The organism is Olivibacter jilunii (assembly GCF_900607235.1).
Classification (GTDB): Bacteria; Bacteroidota; Bacteroidia; order Sphingobacteriales; family Sphingobacteriaceae; genus Olivibacter; species Olivibacter oleidegradans.
Window position 1 is genome coordinate 859,074 of record NZ_LR027848.1, and the last position, 21,222, is coordinate 880,295.

Consider the following 21,222-nt stretch of genomic DNA (forward strand, 5'->3'; position numbering starts at 1 on the left):
CTAAATAATAAATATAAAGTTGACGGCTGAATGCTGATAGCCGAAAGCTAATAGCTATCTTTAATCCCTGCATTCGGTTTAATTGATTATTAACAAAAATAAAGCTGATAGCTAAAGCTGCCAGCTCACAGCTAAATATGGCAAAAGCGAAAACAGTATATTTCTGTCAAAATTGTGGATACGAATCGGCTAAATGGCTTGGTAAATGTCCTTCCTGCAATCAATGGAATACTTTTGTAGAAGAACTGGTTGAAAAGGGTGGGAATAAAGTGCCTGACTGGAGAAGTGGCAGCGTTGTGTCGGGGGAAAGAAAACCCAATAAAGCCGCTGTTATTCATGAGATCAACTATGAGGAAGAGGCGAGACTGAAGACCCCTGACAATGAAATGAACCGGGTGCTAGGCGGTGGGGTTGTACCTGGATCATTGGTGCTAATAGGAGGGGAGCCAGGTATCGGTAAATCAACATTAATGCTGCAACTTGCTTTAACCATACCAGGTATAAAGACATTATATGTTTCGGGAGAGGAAAGCGAACAACAGATCAAAATGCGAGCAGAGAGGCTACTCCAATCCTCAAAGGCGGATTGCTATATTCTCACGGAAACCTCTACTCAAAATATATTTAAGCAGATTGCGTCTGTAGAACCACATTTAGTTATTATCGATTCCATCCAAACCTTACATTCTTCACAGATCGAATCGACGCCTGGCAGCGTGTCACAGGTAAGGGAATGCACGGCTGAACTATTGCGCTTTGCCAAGGAATCTTCCACGCCCGTATTTATTGTGGGCCATATTACTAAAGACGGTGCAATTGCGGGACCAAAAGTGCTCGAACATATGGTAGATACTGTTTTACAATTTGAAGGAGATCGGCATCATATGTATCGGATTCTGCGGGCCGTAAAGAACCGATTCGGTTCGTCTTCGGAGTTGGGGATATACGAAATGGTTCATAATGGATTAAGGGAGGTTTCCAACCCATCTGAGATTTTGCTTTCACAGCGTGAATTTCCTATAAGTGGCGTCACCATAGCCGCTATGCTCGAAGGGATACGGCCTATGCTAATCGAAGTACAGGCACTGGTGGGAAATTCTGCCTATGGTACACCTCAACGCTCGTCAACCGGATTTGATACGAGAAGAATGAACATGTTGCTGGCGGTTCTGGAAAAGCGATTTGGCTTCCGGTTGAGCACGCAGGACGTGTTCTTAAATATAGCTGGCGGATTGCGTGTGGAAGATCCGGCCATTGATCTTGCAGTAATTGTGGCCATTCTTTCTTCGCAGCAGGATATCGCCGTCCCTACGCATATTGCCTTTGCCGGCGAAGTAGGGCTTTCGGGTGAAATTCGAGCAGTAAATCGAATCGAACAGCGAATCGCTGAAGCAGAAAAGCTTGGCTTTGAAGAGATTTATATATCAAAATACAACAACAAAGGCTTAGATACTTCAAAATATAACATTAAAATTAACTGGATGGCTAAAGTAGAAGAGATTTTTCAGGCAATATTTGGCTAGCCTACAAGATTTTTACACAATATTTTGAGTGTAAATTTTACACATGAGTTAAAAATGCTATTTTTGCTTGGGATGACTCTTTTTAAGATAATAAATATTATTGTTTTGTTGGGTTTCGTAAATACGATTACGTATTTTCCTACCTATGTGAACGATAATTTTTTTTATCAGAAGCAAGCTTTTCATGACAAGAAGCTACAGGATTTTGATGGCGACACCCTATTGGAATGTTTCTTTGACGATGTCCTCGATATACCTATGTCAGGAAAGGATGTAAGTCCGACCATTTTTTACAAAAACTACAATTTTTTAACCATTATAATATCCATATCGATTAAGATCTTGGATAGCTTTATTTTAGCGATCAAGCCGATTATAACTTCGCTGGTCAGTAGTGAAAATTACTTTGTATCAAAAGTTACCCCTTTATTAGGCTATTATATATTCTTATTTAGGCTGAAACCCTTTTAGCCCTGTTGTACCCATATCTATAGAAAATTAAATCAGGAGCCAAAATATAGGTATCCTGCCATTGCCTTTTTAGGCACGAACAACAGTCAACTAAAACAAAATACATCCTTAGAATATATTAATGAACAGATTTTATATAGGTTTATACGGTGTTGCTTTATCCGCTGCTATAGCATGCACATCAAGTAAAGGAAATAGTGATCAATCAGAAGAAAAGCGTTCGGTACCCTATACGCAACTAAAGGCCGTGGATACGATGTTATATACCGATTACGTTGCTGATATACAAGCGGTGCGAAACGTAGAGGTACGTTCCAAAATACAAGGCTTTTTAGATAAGATATTTGTCGATGAAGGGGCCTTGGTGCAAGCGGGGCAGATTTTATTTAAGATTAACGACGATGAGCAACGTGCGGATGTGTCCAAAGCACAAGCTCTTTTAAACAATGCAACCGCAGATGCGAAGACAGTGGCACTCGAACTGGAACGTGTTAAGACGTTGGTGAAGAAAAATATTATCACGAAGACAGACCTTGATGTCGCTCAAGCGCAATTAAAGGCAGCTGAGGCGAGAGTTCAGGAAGCTCGATCTGATTTACAACGGGCGCAGACACAATTGGGCTATACCAGTATCCGAGCTCCGTTCACGGGAAGGATCGATCGCATTCCACTCAAAGTGGGAAGTTTATTGAGTGAAGGAGCCTTATTGACCAGCGTTTCTGATTTGGATGAGGTATATGCTTATTTTACGATATCGGAAACGGAGTATCTACAGAATATAGCTAGGAAGTCACCGGAAAACAGTATATTATCTAAGGAAGTCAGACTTACATTAGCCGATGGACAGCACTATCCTCATATGGGAAAAATAGAGCTTGCCGAATCCGAGTTTGAAGAGCAAACGGGCACCATTTCACTTAGAGCTAGATTTCCCAACCCGGATAGGATATTAAAACATGGTGCCACCGGAAAAATACAGTTGCCGACAAAAATCACCGAATCTATCATTGTTCCTCAAAAATCGGTCTTTGAGATCCAAGATCGCGCCTATGTCTATGTGCTGGATACAGCGAATACAGTCAAAATGACAAATATTGAGCTAGGAACACGTTTTGGCCATTTTTATTTAATTCGCTCAGGACTTAAAGCCGGACAAAAAATTGTGTTCGAAGGTACGCAAAGCCTTACGGATGGTGTGGCTATCGAACCTCGTGAAGTTTCACTCGATAGCCTATTACACAGTCCGAGTCAAGGATTACAATAAATTATTTTGTTGCTTTAAGATACGTATCATGTTTGAAATTTTCATAAAACGACCGGTGCTATCACTGGTCATATCACTATTTATTACATTACTCGGGCTCCTATCGCTCTTTACGCTACCCGTTACGCAGTTCCCTGACATTGTGCCACCATCCGTCGTGGTAAATGCCAATTATACCGGAGCGAACGCGGAAGTAAGTACGAATGCCGTTGCTATCCCTTTAGAAAAAGCCATAAATGGCGTTCCTGGGATGACCTATATGTCTTCGGTTTCTACCAATAATGGTAATACTCTTATACAAGTGTATTTTGAGGTGGGAACAGATCCGGATATTGCTGCCGTAAACGTGCAAAATCGCGTAACCACCGTTTTAGACGAATTGCCGGAAGAAGTTATCAAAGCCGGGGTTACCACCGAAAAGGAAGTAAACAGTATGTTGATGTATCTCAACATCTACAGCGATGACGAAACGGCGGATGAGCGATTTATATACAACTTTACGGATATCAATATCTTAAAAGAATTGAAGCGTATCCAGGGAGTGGGGCGGGCCGAAATTATGGGCTTTAAAGATTATGCGATGCGGGTTTGGTTGAAGCCGGATCGACTCACTGCTTATCGCGTCTCAAGTGAAGATGTTATTAAAGCCATTCGGGCACAGAACGTGGAAGCAGCGCCCGGGCAAACCGGAATCGGGTCGGATAAGAGTGTTAACATGCAGCAGTATGTACTCCGCTACCCCGGTAAATTTGATCGCCCCGAACAGTACGAGAATATTCCACTACGCGCAAATCCGGACGGTTCGATTTTGCGTTTGAGAGATGTGGCAGATGTTGAATTTGGGTCTTTGGAATATGAGATGGCGTCCAAAGCTGATGGCCGTCCGTCAGCCTCTATCATGATTAAACAATTGCCGGGTTCCAACGCCAGCGAAGTTATTGATGCCATTAAGGCTAAAATGGAGGAACTTAAGGGCACTACCTTTCCTCCGGGTATGAAGTACGCGATGGGTTACGATGTGTCGCGATTCTTAGACGCTTCTATCAATGAAGTACTGCATACGCTTGTGGAAGCCTTTATTTTGGTGTTTTTGGTCGTGTTTATTTTTCTACAGGATTTTCGATCCACTTTGGTGCCGGCACTGGCTGTTCCGGTCTGTTTGATCGGAGCCTTATTCTGTATGCAAATGCTCGGATTTTCGATCAACTTATTAACCCTCTTTGCACTCGTGTTGGCGATTGGTATCGTGGTGGATAACGCCATTGTGGTGGTGGAGGCTGTGTATGTAAAAATGGAAGAAGAGCACATGCAACCCATGGAGGCGACGTTGGCGGCCATGAGGGAAATCAGCGGGGCAATTATTGCGATTACGTTGGTGATGTCTGCCGTATTTGTACCGGTGGCATTCCTCTCCGGCCCGGTAGGTGTTTTTTATCGACAGTTTTCTTTAACGCTGGCCGGATCTATTCTTATTTCAGGAATCAATGCGCTTACCTTAACACCGGCCCTTTGCGCTATCATTTTAAGATCGCCACACGATCGGCCTGAACCTAGAGGGGCCTTGGCAACCTTCTTTAGGAAATTTAATAGCGTCTATAACAGCATATCCGGAAGGTATGCCGGTCTTATCAGTCGTATCGCCGGTAGGCGCGTCATAACGCTGGTTATATTAGTAGTTTCATTCATAGCCACTTGGGGTATTTCCTCTGTTCTACCTTCCGGATTTATACCTACGGAAGATCAGGGAATGATTTACGTGAACGTTACGACGCCGCCAGGTGCAACCGTTCAGCGAACGGAGGCCGTATTGGATGAAGTAGATGCTATTGCTCGGCAAATGGAATCCGTCGAAAGTGTTTCGACGCTTGCCGGTTACAGTTTGGTAAATGAAGTTACCGGTGCTTCTTATGGGATGGGGATGATTAACCTCAAACGTTGGGAAGAGCGGAAGGAATCGGTTAGTGATATGGTAGAGCGCATGAAGAAAGAAACTGCTAAGATAACCGATGCGGAGATCGAATTTTTCCCACCGCCAACCGTCCCCGGCTTCGGTAACTCAAGCGGTTTTGAGCTACGGGTGCTAGATCGAAGCGGCAGTGATGATCTGGGCAAGTTGTCTGATGTGTTGAACACTTTTATGGACAACCTGAAGAAAGCTCCCGAGGTGGGTAGTGCGTTTACCAGTTTTGATCCCAATTTCCCTCAATATATGATTAACGTCGATTATGATGTAGCGGCTAAAAAGGGGATAAGTGTGGAGAACGCGATGTCAACCTTACAAACACTGATGGGCAGCTTCTATACCTCCAACTTTATCAAGTTTGGGCAAATGTATAAAGTAATGGTACAGGCAGGCCCGGGTTATCGGGAAAAGCCTGAAGATGTTTTGCGGTTGTTCCTTAAAAATGAAGCGGGAGAAATGGTGCCCTTTTCTAGTTTCATAAAAATGGAACGGATATACGGACCGGAGCAGCTAACCCGTTATAACATGTTTACCTCGGCCATGATCAATGGGGATGCAGCGCCCGGATATAGTAGCGGTGACGTAATTGCAGCGGTTGAACGCGTTGCTGCCGAAAGCTTACCGCGTGGATTTGAGATCGAATGGTCGGGTATGACACGCGAGCAGATCCTGTCCGGAAATCAAGCAATCTACGTGTTCGCTTTGTGTTTATTATTTGTTTATCTACTGTTATGTGCTCAATATGAAAGTTTCTTACTGCCCTTACCGGTTATTTTAAGTTTGCCGGCAGGGGTCTTCGGTGCTTTCCTATTTTTGAAGTTGCTTGGATTGGAGAACAATATCTATGCACAAGTTGCCTTAATTATGTTGATCGGTTTGTTAGGTAAGAATGCGATACTTATTATTGAGTATGCGATTTTGAAGCATAAGCAGGGCGCATCAATCTTAAATGCGGCTATCGAGGGATCTGTTGCGCGCTTACGTCCTATTTTAATGACCTCATTTGCCTTCGTAGCAGGATTAATTCCGTTGGCGATGGCTTCCGGGGCAGGGGCTTTGGGAAATAGATCAATCGGTACAACGGCAATCGGAGGGATGATTATAGGTACATTGGCCGGTGTTATTGTCATTCCCGGGCTATATGTGCTATTTGCTTCCATGAAAAAACAGAAAAAGGCTAAGAAAGTAAGTGGTATTGCAGTAGCTGTACTGGGTATTTTATTGCTTTCATCCTGTGGAGTGCAGAAGGAAACGGAGTTAACCCATCGAAAAGTTCCGGCACACTACCTCGGAAAAAATCAGACCGATACGCTCGCTAATGATAGCACCTCCATGGCAACCATCTCTTGGAGAACTTTTTTTCAAGATGAGTATTTGCTAAGGCTCATCGATACGGCTTTAGCCAATAATCCGGACATGCAGCAAGCTCTCTATCGCGTTGAAATGGCACGTGCCAATATGCGTTTGCGTAAAAATGCCTTATTCCCTTCCATCGATGCGGTTGCGGAGGCGGGACTTCGCAAATATGGATTTTATACCATGGACGGAATCGGTAACTACGACACCAATTTCTCTAATAATTTGAAAGATGACGAACGAGTGCCAGACCCCGTGCCGGACTATTTTCTAGGTTTACGTGCCTCTTGGGAAATCGATATATGGGGCAAGCTGAAGAACCGAAAGAAAGCTGCTTTTGCTCGTTTCCTAGCATCTTATGAAGGGAGAAAATTAGTACAAACGCAGCTAATAGCAGAAATCGCCGCTGCTTACTTCGAACTGTTGGCCTTGGATAATGAATTGGATATCCTCGAGAAGAATATTGCCTTACAACAAGAATCGTACGAGTTGGTGCAGGTGCAAAAAGAAGGTGGCCGGGCAACAGAATTAGGTGTGCAGCAGATGAGAGCCATTTTGATGAACTCAAAGAGTAGAAAAGAGACCGTTTTGCAACAGATAAATTCGAAGGAAAATTATTTGAATTTCTTATGCGGGCGCTTTTCTTCACCAATTGAGCGCAAGCGGGAGGAGTTAGATGCTTATCCTTTAGCAAGTGCTGTTCGGGTGGGACTTCCGGCAAAAATGTTAGCCTTGCGTCCGGACATACGGGCGGCAGAATTGAATTTACTAGCTGCGAAAGGAGATGTTAAAGCCGCCCGTGCAGCGTTTTTACCGTCGCTCAACTTTTCTCCTTATTTCGGATTTCAGGCATTTGATTTGTCTAAGCTATTTGTTACCTCGCCAAGTTCAATTGCGTATGGGTTGCTTGGAGGGTTAACGGCACCTATATTTAATCAACGCATGATTCGCTCTAATTATGAACAGGAATTAGCAAATAAAGGTATCGAATATCAGGAGTATGAGAAAACAGTGCTAAAGGCTTGGCAAGAAGTTGAAACAGAACTCAATGCGCAGAGACATCTGATAGCAAGGCGATCCTTTAACCAACATGAAGTAGATGCTCTCCGTTTGGCCGTTGACGCTTCTTCTGAATTGTTTAAAGCAGGGAGAGCAAACTATTTGGATGTTATTACCTCACAACGAAATGTACTGGATGCAGAAATCACTTTGAATAGTACCTATTTGGAATACCTCCAGTCAATTGTTAATTTATACAAAGCTTTAGGGGGTGGGTGGCAATAGCTGTCGGTAATCAGATATCAGCAGTCGGCTGTAAGCTGATTTCTGACGGCTGAAAGCTTAAGCAAATAAAAAGAAAACCCCGGCAATCGCCGGGGTTTTCTTTTTATTTGCTTAAATACATCGATTTCTCGGCGTATAGATGTCTGAAATAAGGATCGTCCAGATCTTTGATAAAGCGAATCGCTTCACCGGTAGAGCGCATTTCGGGCCCCAGCTGTTTATCAACATCCGGAAATTTATCAAAGGAGAATACAGGCTCCTTAATCGCATAACCTTCCAGTTTTCGCTCAATTTTGAAATCGCTTAGCTTATTTTTTCCAAGCATTACTTTGGTAGCGATATTGATATAAGGAACGTCATAAGCTTTGGCTATAAAAGGAACAGTACGTGAAGCCCTTGGATTGGCTTCAATTACATACACCTTACCGTCTTTTATAGCAAACTGAATATTCAGCAAGCCCTTTACGTTTAACGCCTTTGCAATTTTTCTTGAATATTCATCCATTTTCTCCTGAACAGCTGTTGACAAGCTAAAGGGAGGCAATACAGCACTTGAATCGCCGGAGTGGATGCCTGCCGGTTCGATATGCTCCATCATACCGATGATATGCACTTCTTCGCCGTCACAGATGGAATCGGATTCCGCTTCTTCTGCGCGATCAAGGAAATGGTCGATCAGTACCCTGTTTCCAGGCATATTTTTCATGATTTTGATAACCGCTTTTTCCAGCTCCTCATCATTAATCACAATACTCATTCCCTGCCCGCCAAGCACATAACTTGGCCGTACTAACACAGGATAGCCTACTTCGTTGGCAACTTTAAGTGCCTCCTCTGCGTTTTCAGCTACTCCATATTTAGGATACGGAATATCCAAATCCTTCAGTAAGTCAGAAAAACGTCCACGGTCTTCCGCTAAGTCCATATCTTCAAAAGAAGTTCCGATAATGCGGATTCCTGTTTCCTTTAGCTTTTCGGCCATCTTCAGCGCTGTTTGGCCACCAAGCTGCACGATGATACCCTCTGGCTTTTCTAAATCGATAATTTCCCGAACATGCTCCCAGAAGACAGGTTCAAAATAAAGCTTGTCGGCTATATTGAAGTCTGTTGATACCGTTTCCGGGTTACAGTTCACCATGATAGCCTCGTATCCCGCCTCTTTGGAAGCCAATAAGCCATGTACACAAGAGTAATCGAATTCAATCCCTTGTCCGATTCGATTTGGCCCTGAACCCAGTACGATAATTTTCTTTTTATCGCTCGGGATAGACTCATTCTCTTCTTCAAAGGTAGAGTAATAGTAAGGTGTGGCAGCTTGAAACTCAGCAGCACAAGTATCCACCATTTTATAGACACGCTTAATACCTAGCTCTCTCCGGCGGTTGTAAACATCATCTTCACTTACATTGCCCAATAACCAAGCGATTTGCCCGTCAGAGAATCCTTTTTGCTTCAATGTTAAAAAGAAATCTTTCGGTATATTAGATAACGAATAACGTTTTAGTTCCGTTTCCAGTTCAACAAGTTCCTGGATTTGAACCAAGAACCATTTGTCGATATGCGTAGCTTTTCTAATAGACTCCAAAGGAACGCCCATCTCAAAGGCATCCTTAATATGGAAGAGACGGCCGCTGCTTGGATGCTCCAAGCTATGCATAATTTCTTCCAAGTTTCGTAACTGTCTACCATCAGCACCTAACCCTAAACGGTTGGTTTCCAAACTTTGACATGCCTTTTGTAAGGCCTCAATAAAGGTGCGACCAATGGCCATTACTTCACCTACCGATTTCATTTGCAATCCTAGTTCCCGGTTGGCTCCTTTGAACTTCGCAAAGTTCCAACGCGGTGATTTTACGATTACGTAGTCTAAAGTAGGTTCAAAATAGGCAGATGTCGTTTTCGTGATCTGGTTTTCCAGCTCATCCAAATTATATCCGATAGCTAATTTGGCTGCAATTTTCGCAATTGGATAACCGGTAGCTTTTGAAGCCAAAGCCGACGAACGCGAAACGCGTGGATTAATTTCAATCGCTATGATGTCCTCATTTTCGGGGTTAACAGAGAACTGTACATTACATCCACCGGCAAAATTACCGATCGCACGCATCATCTTAATTGCTTGATTGCGCATCTCCTGATAGCAAGTATCACTCAATGTCATCGCGGGAGCTACCGTTATGGAGTCGCCCGTATGGATACCCATTGGATCGAAATTCTCAATAGAACAAATAATGATGACATTATCTTTATTGTCGCGCAGGAGCTCCAACTCGTATTCCTTCCATCCTAAAACCGCTTGTTCTACCAGCACTTCATGTGTAGGGGAGGCTTGGAGCCCACGGCTAAGAGCCGCTTCAAAATCTTCTTTTTTATGCACAAACCCTCCGCCGGTTCCGCCCAAGGTATAGCTGGGACGAATCACCAAAGGAAAGCCGATTTGTTGGGCAGCTTCTTTACCTTCGAGGAAGGAGTTGGCAATTTTTGATTTTGCTACGCCGACACCAATTTCAATCATTAGCTGACGGAAGGCTTCTCGATTTTCTGTTTTTTCAATGGCTGCAACATCTACACCAATTACTTGTACACCGTACTTTTCCCAGATACCGCGGTTGGAAGCTTCGATACATAGATTAAGCGCTGTTTGCCCGCCCATGGTGGGTAGCACGGCATCGATCTGACGTTCCTGAAGGATTTTTTCAATACTGTCAACGGTAAGGGGTAATAGGTAAACGTGGTCTGCGATGACCTTATCGGTCATGATCGTTGCGGGGTTCGAATTAATAATGGAAACTTCAATACCTTCCTCTTTCAATGAAAGAGCTGCTTGAGAACCCGAATAGTCAAACTCACAGGCCTGTCCGATAATAATTGGGCCCGAACCGATAATCAGCACCGAGCGAATGGAGGTGTTTTTTGGCATTTTATATGTTCAAAAGTATTAGTTATCAAAAAGAACGTTTGATAAAACAGTTTGGGAAGCTCTATGATTGTGAAGATTATTCCGACTGCTTTGTCGGAGTGCAAAGATAGGACTTTTTTGGTTTATAATTTGAAAAAAATGTAAAAAATATAAAGGCTTTTTCTTTATCCTATTTTTTTAGAATCTATTCTTTTGCTTGATCATAAAAACCAAATCCAAGAGCGCATATGTGGCAACTTGTATTGCAAAGCATTTTTCGTTAAATTTGAATATTCAATTTTATATTATGACGAATCTTAGTATTACTGATAAGCTACAGCAGCTTCCGCAAGATATGCGGCAGGAGGCAGAAGATTTTATCGATTTCTTACTGGAGAAAGTTAGCCGAATCCCTGACCATGTAAAAGAAGGTGTTCAAAAAGGACAGTTGGACGTGCAGGAAGGAAATTTAAAATCTCATGAAGAAGTAATGAATAAGTACAAAAGGTATTTATGAAATACACTGTTTATTGGACAGAAACTGCCGATAGCACCTTAGATTGTATCCTTCAAATGTCGAGAATAAATTTGGGTTTACTTCTGCTAGAAAACTAATGAAGGAGGTTGAAAGACATGTAGAATTAATAAAAGAGAATCCCTTCCTATTTAGAATTTCTCATCTTGAAAATGTAAGGAAGTGTGTAATATCGAAGCAAACGTCCTTATTTTATGAAATAAGACCTAATAATCATATATACCTCTTATATTATTGGGATAATAGACAAGAACCATTTATCGTTGATTAGTCTTTAATATTACGCAGCAATTGCTTTCCCAAATTGTACAAACCTCTTTATTAGAATGGTTTGCTGTTGTCACAGCTTTCCTTTGTTTTGTTCCCTAATTTTCGATGACTAGAAAGGTGCTGCAAAATTGGTCAATGTGGGTTGTAGTGGATATTTTATTCCGCTTTTTGTTTATAAAAATTATACCTTAACTGCGTTATTATACGGAATTTTAGCATTTACAGCCTGGCAGGGCTATTTTGATTGGAAGCGTACATGGATGATAGTAAACAACTCATAAAAATTGCGGTAGTAGGTCCGGAATCTACCGGGAAATCGCAGATTTCGACCTATTTAGCCAAGCTATACGGTACCATTTGCGTACCGGAATATTCGAGAGAGTATTGTCGAAACCTGAACCGGGAATACACGCTGCAAGATGAATTGAATATTTTTTATGGTCAGATCGCTTTAGAGCGAAGCTTGGAACCGTTGGCCTTTAATCATTTATTGATTTGCGATACAACATTTTTGACAGTAAAGGTATGGTGCGATTACCTTTTTGGCGATACACCGGAGGAGGTGAAATCTGCACTAAAAAATCATTCCTATGATTTTTATTTATTAATGGATATCGATTTACCTTGGGAGGACGATCCGTTGCGGGATTTTCCTGAACCTGAACAGCGGCAGTATTTCCTACAAGTATGGAAAAATGAGCTGACAGAACTAAAGGCCAAATACCAACTGATATCCGGCCTTGGTGAAGAACGTTTTTTGAATGCCAAGAAAGCTCTTGACAGCTTTCTACTTTAAGCGTTATGCTCCTTTCTAGGAAATAAGAGTGAAGCGATCACACTGATTGCTAAAATCCCAATGATTATGTACAACGAATGTGCTGTGGTGAATCCCCACGCCTCCAACCAATGGTGTCCAAGCATTTTTCCACCGATAAATATCAGTAGGAACGCAAGACCTACTTTTAGATAATGGAACTTATGAATGATATTTACCAATAGGAAGAACATAGACCGTAATCCAAGAATGGCGAATATATTCGAAAAGAATACAATATAGGGATCTTTGGTAACAGCAAAGATAGCAGGGATGGAGTCGACCGCGAATATTAAATCGGTAAATTCAATAACTAATAAGACTAAAAAGAGCGGTGTAATAAATTTTTTCCCGTTTTCTCTGTGGAAAAAGTTGTGTCCGACAAATTCTGGGTAGACCGAAAAATAGCGGGATGCAAAACGGACAACTTTATGGTTTTTCGGGTCGATTTCCTCTTCTTCATTTCTATTTAGGTACATGGTAATTCCGGTATATACAAGGAAAACGCCAAATACATACAGGATCCACTCAAAGCGATTAATAAGGGAGGCGCCCAAAAATATAAACAAAAAGCGCAATAAGATTGCCCCTACAATTCCCCATACCAGCACGCGATGATAAAATTTGGGAGGAACGCCGAATGAGGTGAAAATTAATACCATTACAAAGATATTGTCAACGGAAAGTGCGTATTCAACGACATAACCGGTGAGATACTCAAGGGCTAGGTTCTTCTTATATATTTCAAGGCTCGCGGCAAAATTTTCCGGTAACAGTTTAATATTGTGGAGATGTCGGCGCGTGACTTCCTGAAGATGGTCAAAATCTTGTATGTCATGTAGCTTATCGCCCCAGAACCGGAGAATTATATAAAAGCCTAAAGCAAACGCCACCCAAACACTACTCATAATCGCCGCTTCTTTAAAAGATACTTCATGATCTTTTTTATTGAAGAGCCCCAGATCAATAGCCAGCATCAGGATAATAAAAAGCAGAAAGCCAAAGAAAAACACTAATTCGTTCGCCATGGTTATTTATTTCTCTCAGTTGTAAATCGTACCAATTGTTCCAATCCCGTTTTATATTCGCTTTCGGGAAATGCTTCTAGTATGTTGAATGCCTCTGCTTGGTAGCTTAGCATTTTTTCCCGGGCATAGGCTAAGCCACCACTATTTCGTACAAATTCTATAACTTCCATTACTTTTTTTTGATCTTCGTTGTGATTTTTAACAAGATTAATGATCGTTCTCTTCTTTTCTTTGCTGGTATTGTTCAGTGCATAAATTAACGGTAGCGTAAGTTTTTTCTCCTTGATATCGATTCCGAGCGGTTTGCCCACATCATCAAAACCGAAGTCAAAAAGATCGTCTTTAATTTGGAAGGCAATACCAACCTTTTCCCCAAAGTCATGCATTTTGGTGACAAGTTCGCTTGGGGCATTGGTAGATGCCGCTCCACATGCACAACAGGAAGCAATTAACGATGCGGTTTTTTGCCGAATAACTTCAAAATAAACGCCTTCGTCAATATCAAGTCGGCGAGCTTTTTCCATTTGCAGTAATTCGCCCTCACTCATTTCGGTTACGGCCTCGTTTAAAATTCGAAGAAACTCAAAATCCTGGTTTTTTACGGATAAGGAAAGCCCTTTGCTTAAAAGAAAATCACCTACTAAAACCGCTATTTTGTTTTTCCAAAGTGCATTAACCGAAAAAAATCCTCTTCGCTGATACGAATTATCGACCACATCATCATGTACCAGCGTGGCTGTATGAACGAGTTCGACTAACGCAGCCCCTCGATGTGTAGACTCATTGATTCCGCCGCATGCGCCTGCCGCGAAAAAAACAAACATGGGCCGCATTTGTTTGCCTTTTCTCTTCACGATGTAATGCGTAATTCTATCAAGCAAGGGTACCGAGCTACGCATAGATTCTTTAAACTTTATTTCAAAATCATCGAGCTCGGTAGCTATCGGTTTCTTAATTTCCTCAAGTTTTAGCATGCATTTTTTTTTGTTAAGGTCGTCTAAAGGATTGTTTAGTCTGTCATATTGAGCTTTAATCGAACATCGCCACCCTTAGACACCTTTCATTATTGGCCTTTCCAGAAACGTGACAAACATAGTGAAAAATCGCTAGATTTATGTGATGGGGTGTAAGGTATAGGGTGTAAGGTTTAAGGTGGAGGGTATAAGGTGTAAGGTATACGGTATAGGGCGGTGTAAGGCGTAAGCTATAAGCTATAAGTTATAAGCTTTAAGTGTTAGCTATGGGGGAGGTATGGGGATTAAGGTTAAACCTTATGCCTCAAGCCTCTTATCCTTCAAAGACTTGTTTGCGCCAAATTTTTGCTTCGGTGGCTACTTGTTTATATCGATTTGCAATGCTTGAAAATAGCAAGGTTTCTTTAGTGCCCAAGGCAAGGTAACCTAGCGGAGCTAGGCTATCATCAAATAAACTGAAAACCTGGTTCTGAAGATAACTGTTGAAATAAATTAATACGTTACGGCAGGAAATTAGCTGAAACTCGTTGAATGAGCCGTCAGAGACTAGATTATGTTGACTGAAAATAATTTTCTCCGACAATTCCTGATTTAGTATGGCATGATGGTAATTGGCTGTATAGTAAGTTGAGAAATCCTGAAACCCTCCGGAAAGTATATAATTTTCCGAGTATAGCTTCATGCTTTTCAAATTAAATATCCCTTCCTTCGCTTCTTCCAATACCGCCGGATTAAGATCGGTTGCATAAATTAAAGACTTATGCAATAGATTGGCTTCTTTTAACAAAATGGCTATGGAATAGGCCTCTTCACCGGTAGAGCAGCCCGCTACCCATACGCGTATAAAGGGATAAGTCCCCAGCGTAGGTATGATTTGAGCGCGTAGAAATTTATAAAATTCCGCATCGCGGAACATCTCAGTGACGTTAACAGTAATTCCCTCAACAAAGCGCTTTAAATAAGTCTTGTCTACTTTTAAGCGATAACGCATTTCGGCGAAGCTAGGGAATCGGTCTCGTGTAAAAAGTCGGTTAACCTGACGCTTTAAGGAAGCTCTGCTATAATTGCGAAAGTCGTAGCCATGTATCTCTAGCAGATCATTAATTAGGGTTTCTAAGTCGGTATCTTCGATCGCTGGAAATTGCCACATATTATTGTAAATGTTTTCGAATCACCATAGTTAACTCATCAATGTCAATCGGCTTAGAAATATAGTCGTTCGCCCCTGCATCTAGGCACTTTTCCCTGTCGTGGCTCATTGCTTGGGCGGTGACAGCTATCACCGGAATATCTTTGATAGGTTCAGTTTTCCTGATCCGCGATGTAGCCTCGTATCCATCAAGATCGGGCATCATCATATCCATCAAAACCAGTTTTATATCCTTATTCTCTTTAAGAAAAGTTAAGCCTTCTTCAGCGCTGCTCGCAGTAATGGCCGTATAACCTCTTGATTTTAAAACAGCACTTAAGGCCAGAATGTTTAACGGTTCGTCATCAATGATGAGTATTTTGCCTCGGTTTATTGGTAGAGCCATACGCGCAACAAGGAAATTAATTGATCAATATCTATAGGTTTTGAAATATAGTCAGACGCACCGGCAGCAATACATTTCTCCCGATCGCCCATCATGGCTTTCGCCGTTACGGCTAATATGGGTAGATTTTTGAATCGGGATTCCTGCCTAATGCGCGTGGTAGTCTCGTAGCCATCCATTTCAGGCATCATCATATCCATCAAAACGATATCCACTTTATCAGCATGAGCATGCAAAGTCTGTAGCGCCTCTTTTCCATTTTCTGCGGCTAGTACATTTATTTTATATCGCTCCAGTGCCTTGGTCAAAGAAAATATATTTCGGATATCATCATCTGCGATAAGCACCGTCTTGTTATTTAGTACTTCGGTCAGTGTGCTGTTCAGTTTTAGTTTTTCCTTCTTTGGCGTGTCATTAGACTCCTCCACAAGATGCAGAAATAGCGCTACTTCATCCAGTATCCTTTCATAAGAATGCGCGGTTTTTACCACAATGGAATCTGCATATTGTTTGATCTTAATTTCTTCTGATGGCGAAAGTTGCTTGCCGGTAAAAATAATGACCGGTAAATTTTCCATCCCCGCGTCCGACTTGATGGTCTCAAGTGTTTTATAAGCTTGCGCATCGGGGATACCCATGTCTAAGATGACACAATCGGCCTCGTGACTTTTCAAACGGTTAACGCCGGAATGAATATCCTTGCTGATATCCGTTTTGACGTCAAAGCTTTCCAAATAATGTGCAAGCGCCTGTGCATGTTTTAGGTTATCTTCAATAATTAAGACCTTTCGCGGGCCGGCCGATAACGCTTTTTCCACGCGATTAAAGATCTGGCCTATTTGTTCCAGCGCCATCGGTTTCCTGATGAAATCAATGGCCCCTTTTGTGATACTTTCTCGTTTCACTTCATGGGAAGACATAATATGAACGGGAATATGGCGCGTAGCAGGGTTACTTTTGATCTCCTCCATTACCTGCCAACCATTTTTTACCGGTAATTCGATATCCAAAAGGATGGCTCTCGGCATATATTTTTCAGCAAGCTCGATCCCTAAATCACCTCTTACCGTTGTAACAACCTTGTAATCGTTTTTATGGGAGAAGTCTACTAAAGCACGCGCAAAATTGGTGTCGTCTTCAATAATCAATAAGACGTTATCACCGTCGTTAATTTGGTCACGATCGTCGGTGAGCTCGTTCGGTATTATTGGACTTAGGAAGGGTACCGGTGGCGTGGAAATCTTTTCGTAAGTTATCTTTTTATCATTATTTTTCTCAGCTTCCCGGTGAACTAAAGGAACTTCTTCCACCACCGTTTTTTCTTCCACCGGTTTAGCGACTGGAATGCTGACAATAAACTCACTGCCTTTAGTCACTTCGCTATTAATATACAGCGAGCCGCCCAGTAGTTTAGCCAGTTCTTTACTAATCGATAAGCCAAGGCCGGTGCCGCCAAATTTGCGCCGCGTAGAGCCGTCTGCTTGTTGAAAGGCCTCGAAAACCAGTTGATGTTTTTCTTTTGGTATACCGATTCCCGTATCGCGCACCGCAAAGTTTAAATACCCTTCCTTTTCTTTATTCGGATATACACTTAAGGTCACCGAACCTTTGGCCGTAAATTTAAGCGCGTTGGAAATCAGGTTTCTTAATATTTGTTGTAACCGGAGATTGTCCGTTTGAATTTTGCTAAAGGTTGTTTTATCGCAGTCAAATTTGAGTTCGAGGCCTTTATCAACAGCCATAGGACCGAATAAATTTTGCAGATCATTGATCATATCGGCAAGTGATACGTCTTCATAGGAAAGGGTCATCTTTCCGGCCTCGATTTTAGATAGATCTAGAATCTCGTCAATTAGCGTTAAAAGGCCATTTCCGGAAGTTTGAATGACCTTAGCATATTCAATTTGATCTTCCAGTAAATTTCCTTCGTTGTTTTCGCTGAGTAAGCGGGAAAGCAATAAGATCGAATTAAGTGGGGTACGAAGTTCATGCGACATATTAGCTAAAAACTCCGATTTATACTTCGTGCTTAACGCTAGGTCTTCTGCCTTTTTTTGTATTTCCAAGTTCCGCTCCAGGATCATCTGATTTTTTTCTTCCAACGCCTGCGATTTGATTTCGAGTTCCTGGTTGCTTTCCAACAATTCTTCTTGCTGTACCCTTAATTCCTCTTCAGAAGCTTGTAATTTATTTGCCTGTGCTTCCAACTCAACATTTAGATTTTCGAGTTCGGTTTGTTGCGCCTGTAGTTCTTCCGCTTGTGCTTGCGTTTCTTCCAACAATTCTTTCAAGCGGATTCGACTCTTAATAGCATGGATAGCTGCACCTACGTTGGTAGCAATACGGTTGGCAAAAGCAACTGCCGCTTCCGGTATGGTGTTGATTGATGCAATTTCTATTATACCTTCTACTTCTTTTTCATGAATCAAAGGAATAATTAACACCCATTGGGGCTTAGCCGTACCTAAGCTGGTTCGGATTTGAAGATATTCATCGGGTAATTGCTCCAATAAAACGCTTCTCTTTTCTGCGATCACTTTTCCAAGAAGAGTTTCTCCAATGGTGATCTGCTGTGGTAGTTGCGATCGGTCAGCTACGCCAATGCTGCTGATCAGCTCGAAATTTTTTCCATATTCACCTATGTAGTAAGTGCCTAAGGCAGCATCCAAATAATCAACTAAAGCCTTTAAGACGTCTAAACCGAATTCCTTCAGTTCGGATCGGCCTATAAGCAAGCCATTTACGACGCTTTCACCTGTCTGTAGCCATAACTCAGTTTTGTCTTTTTTCGAATGTCGTTCCAGCGAGTTTCTCATGTTGACGAGGGCGTTACCCAAAACGTCATGAGGGCCCTTGGCTGCAATAGGAATATCGTAATTTTCTTTCCCTATTTCTTCGGCTGCTTTCGCTAGCTCCTGGTTGCTCAGGTCGATTTTCCTGATAGATCGAGCCACAACACCCAAATCGTCTTTGGCAAAGGTAGGCAAAGCGATGTTCGTATAACCCAGGGCAATCTTGCTGGCCGCCTCTTGTAGCTCGAATAAGTGATTTGCGATATTTTTTATAACCAAATAAATAAGCACGATGGCGACTAATACACAGAAAACCAGTATAATACGTGTAAAATTACGGTCGTATATCTCTGACTCATAAACGCTGGACGCACCCGTGCCAATTGACTCAATGGTGGTGTTTAAACGTGCCTTTAATACATCCATCGCCGTAGCCGATATATTCCACCATTCGTTGGCTGTAAAGCGCTCCGGCAATGCTTTAGTATCATGTACTGTTTTAAAGAAAGCTAAAGTGGTATTGAAGGCTTGGCTGGCTTTCAGTTTATCCAAATTTTGCTCACTATAGCGTTTGTCAAGACTTTTAAGCTGGTCGATATAGGATCGAAAAAGCTCGTAGTTCATATTGAATTTTGAGAAATCCAATGTATTCAGCTTGTCGTCAGCATAAGTAAAATAAATATTTAAACGCAGAATTGCGGCATAATTAATCAGCTGAGATAGGATCTCCCGAAGTTCGATTTGCCCTCCCAAGCTTTCATTAAGATTGGCATAATCGGTAGACACCCTACTGAAAACACTGAGTCTTTCGGTAATTTTCTGATAGTTATTGAACGTCTCTTCATAACCCATTTCTCCGCTATTGATGCTTGATCGCCAATGGGGTAATTCATTTATAAATGTATAATTTGCGTAGTCGGCATTTAATCCACTGTCGATGTAGGTATTAAAATGTTGGATTGCTTCATCGGTTTTTAGCTGTTGTACATTAAGTGCGCCTTCATCTTTTGTTTTAAATATCTTATCTAAGCTCAATCGACGTTCTTGCTGTAACTGTTCGATGAGGTTGTCCGCGCTCAGCGCCAGATTGATGCGGGTTATGAAATTATTTGTCCCTTCTATTCGCTCTGTCTTTTCGTTTTCGACAATGAAAAAGAAAAATAACAGGCACATAAGCGGTACAAAACCTAGCAAGGTAAGTTTATAGTTTAGTGGAATCAGGTTAAAACGATTTTTTGTCATCGGTTTTTATTTTTCAGCACAAATTCTAGTTTAATGGCAATCGGAAATAAAAAAATGAACCTTCGTTTAAGCGGCTTTCTACACCGTGCTCGCCATGATGGCGGGCAATAATTTCTTTACATATATAAAGTCCCATGCCCAGGCCTTGAAATTTGTAAGAAGATTCTTCTACTCTATAAAATTTGTCAAATAAATGATTTAGTTTGTCGGATGGTATGCCTATTCCAAAATCGCGCACACCGATTTGGATTTTGTTGTCTTCCGTGAGCGCCGTTTCCAAATATATTTCTTTTGAATTAGGTGAGTATTTGATCGCATTGGTGAGGTAATTGATCAATACTTGTTCTAATCGCATTTCATCAGCAAGTATAGTGCTATCCACTTGGCCAATCCTTTTAAAAGCGTGTTCCGGATACATTTGACTCACATTTTCCAGTGTGTTACTGATTAACTTTTCTATAGAAACCGGCTGAAAATTAAATTTCATCTTTCCGCTCTCTATTTTGGAAATATCCAGTAAGTCGTCAATCAGTTCCCGTAATTTGTTCAGTTGAGCACTTGTTTTCCCGAGATAGGTTTTAAATTTTTCGTTGTTTTTGGCTTCCGGAAGACGCTCCAATAATTGCAAGTATCCCCTCACGCTGGTCAGGGGAGTTTTAAGTTCGTGACTGGCTATGCTAATAAATTCGTCCTTCTTATTCTCGAGCATTTTTCGATGTTCGATTTCTTGTTTAAGTGCTTCTTGCATTTCATGCATCGCTTGCGCTTGTTCAAACAGGCGATAGAAAGTTTTTACTTTTAGAAGCAAAATATCCGGATCAAATGGCTTTGTCAGGTAATCAATCCCGCCGGTTTCATATCCCTGTGTAATAAATTTCTTCTCCGTGTTTACCGCTGATAAGAAGAGTATGGGCGTGTCAACGGTCTTGCTATAGCCGGAAATCAATTCTGCTACCTCAAAACCGTCCATACCAGGCATTTGAACATCTAATATGATCAGCGCGTACGTAGTTTTAAGAACTTTTTTTAGTGCCTCTTCTCCGGATGAAGCAGTGTCAACTTTAAAGTTGTTGGTTTCTAGGAACTTCCGTAAAGAAATCAGATTCTCTTGTTTGTCGTCAACAATTAGTATCATTTCGGTGTTGGCACGATGCTGTTAGCCGTTTGTTTTATTAATATATGTTATAACTACAAGTTTAGTAAATTTTTAGGACAAGCAAAAGGATGGTTGAGTAGTTAATGGTGTGCAGTTAGTAGGGAGTAGTTAGTAGG

General features: G+C 41.7%; 13 protein-coding genes. 6 read left to right on the top strand and 7 right to left on the bottom strand.

The window, feature by feature from the left end:
• Positions 1 to 137: 137 nt before the first annotated feature.
• The 4 genes from radA (at position 138) to E0E36_RS03645 (ending at position 7,861) form a co-directional block, all read left to right on the top strand.
• Positions 138 to 1,523, top strand: a complete 1,386-nt coding sequence (radA, locus tag E0E36_RS03630; protein ID WP_130854755.1) for a DNA repair protein RadA — start codon at positions 138 to 140, stop codon at positions 1,521 to 1,523.
• 54 nt (positions 1,524 to 1,577) lie between these two features.
• A complete protein-coding gene (locus E0E36_RS03635; protein ID WP_013664422.1) occupies positions 1,578 to 1,994 on the top strand; it encodes a hypothetical protein in 417 nt (138 codons plus the stop codon).
• Between the two features lie 121 nt (positions 1,995 to 2,115).
• Positions 2,116 to 3,258, top strand: a complete 1,143-nt coding sequence (locus E0E36_RS03640) for an efflux RND transporter periplasmic adaptor subunit (RefSeq protein ID WP_013664421.1) — start codon at positions 2,116 to 2,118, stop codon at positions 3,256 to 3,258.
• A 28-nt stretch (positions 3,259 to 3,286) separates the two neighbouring features.
• Positions 3,287 to 7,861: an efflux RND transporter permease subunit gene (locus E0E36_RS03645; protein WP_130854756.1), complete on the top strand. Its 4,575-nt coding sequence runs from the start codon at positions 3,287 to 3,289 to the stop codon at positions 7,859 to 7,861.
• Between the two features lie 103 nt (positions 7,862 to 7,964).
• Here the strand turns inward: E0E36_RS03645 and carB are convergent, their stop codons facing one another.
• Complete coding sequence (carB, locus tag E0E36_RS03650) at positions 7,965 to 10,781, bottom strand: carbamoyl-phosphate synthase large subunit (protein ID WP_130854757.1); 2,817 nt, start codon at positions 10,779 to 10,781, stop codon at positions 7,965 to 7,967.
• A 286-nt stretch (positions 10,782 to 11,067) separates the two neighbouring features.
• Between carB and E0E36_RS03655 the strand changes: the two genes are divergently transcribed.
• Together E0E36_RS03655 and E0E36_RS03660 are read left to right on the top strand one after the other, a co-directional pair.
• On the top strand, positions 11,068 to 11,277 hold the full coding sequence (locus E0E36_RS03655; protein WP_130854758.1) for a DUF2281 domain-containing protein: 210 nt from the start codon (positions 11,068 to 11,070) through the stop codon (positions 11,275 to 11,277).
• 544 nt (positions 11,278 to 11,821) lie between these two features.
• Complete coding sequence (locus tag E0E36_RS03660; protein ID WP_130854759.1) at positions 11,822 to 12,361, top strand: AAA family ATPase; 540 nt, start codon at positions 11,822 to 11,824, stop codon at positions 12,359 to 12,361.
• Here the strand turns inward: E0E36_RS03660 and E0E36_RS03665 are convergent.
• The 6 genes from E0E36_RS03665 to E0E36_RS03690 form a co-directional block, all read right to left on the bottom strand.
• The gene (locus E0E36_RS03665; protein ID WP_013664415.1) at positions 12,358 to 13,407 is read right to left on the bottom strand and encodes a TerC family protein; all 1,050 of its coding nucleotides are present in this window, start codon (positions 13,405 to 13,407) and stop codon (positions 12,358 to 12,360) included. The genes E0E36_RS03660 and E0E36_RS03665 overlap by 4 nt on opposite strands.
• 2 nt (positions 13,408 to 13,409) lie before the next feature.
• The gene (locus E0E36_RS03670; protein ID WP_013664414.1) at positions 13,410 to 14,381 is read right to left on the bottom strand and encodes a polyprenyl synthetase family protein; all 972 of its coding nucleotides are present in this window, start codon (positions 14,379 to 14,381) and stop codon (positions 13,410 to 13,412) included.
• 313 nt (positions 14,382 to 14,694) lie between these two features.
• The gene (locus tag E0E36_RS03675; protein ID WP_130854760.1) at positions 14,695 to 15,531 is read right to left on the bottom strand and encodes a CheR family methyltransferase; all 837 of its coding nucleotides are present in this window, start codon (positions 15,529 to 15,531) and stop codon (positions 14,695 to 14,697) included.
• Between the two features lies 1 nt (position 15,532).
• The gene (locus E0E36_RS03680; protein ID WP_207303710.1) at positions 15,533 to 15,916 is read right to left on the bottom strand and encodes a response regulator; all 384 of its coding nucleotides are present in this window, start codon (positions 15,914 to 15,916) and stop codon (positions 15,533 to 15,535) included.
• Positions 15,901 to 19,950 carry a response regulator gene (locus tag E0E36_RS03685; RefSeq protein ID WP_130854761.1) on the bottom strand — a complete coding sequence of 1,350 codons (4,050 nt, stop codon included), beginning with the start codon at positions 19,948 to 19,950 and terminating at the stop codon, positions 15,901 to 15,903. Before E0E36_RS03685 ends, E0E36_RS03680 begins: the two co-directional genes overlap by 16 nt.
• A 25-nt stretch (positions 19,951 to 19,975) precedes the next feature.
• Positions 19,976 to 21,085, bottom strand: a complete 1,110-nt coding sequence (locus E0E36_RS03690; protein ID WP_130854762.1) for an ATP-binding response regulator — start codon at positions 21,083 to 21,085, stop codon at positions 19,976 to 19,978.
• Positions 21,086 to 21,222: the final 137 nt, after the last annotated feature.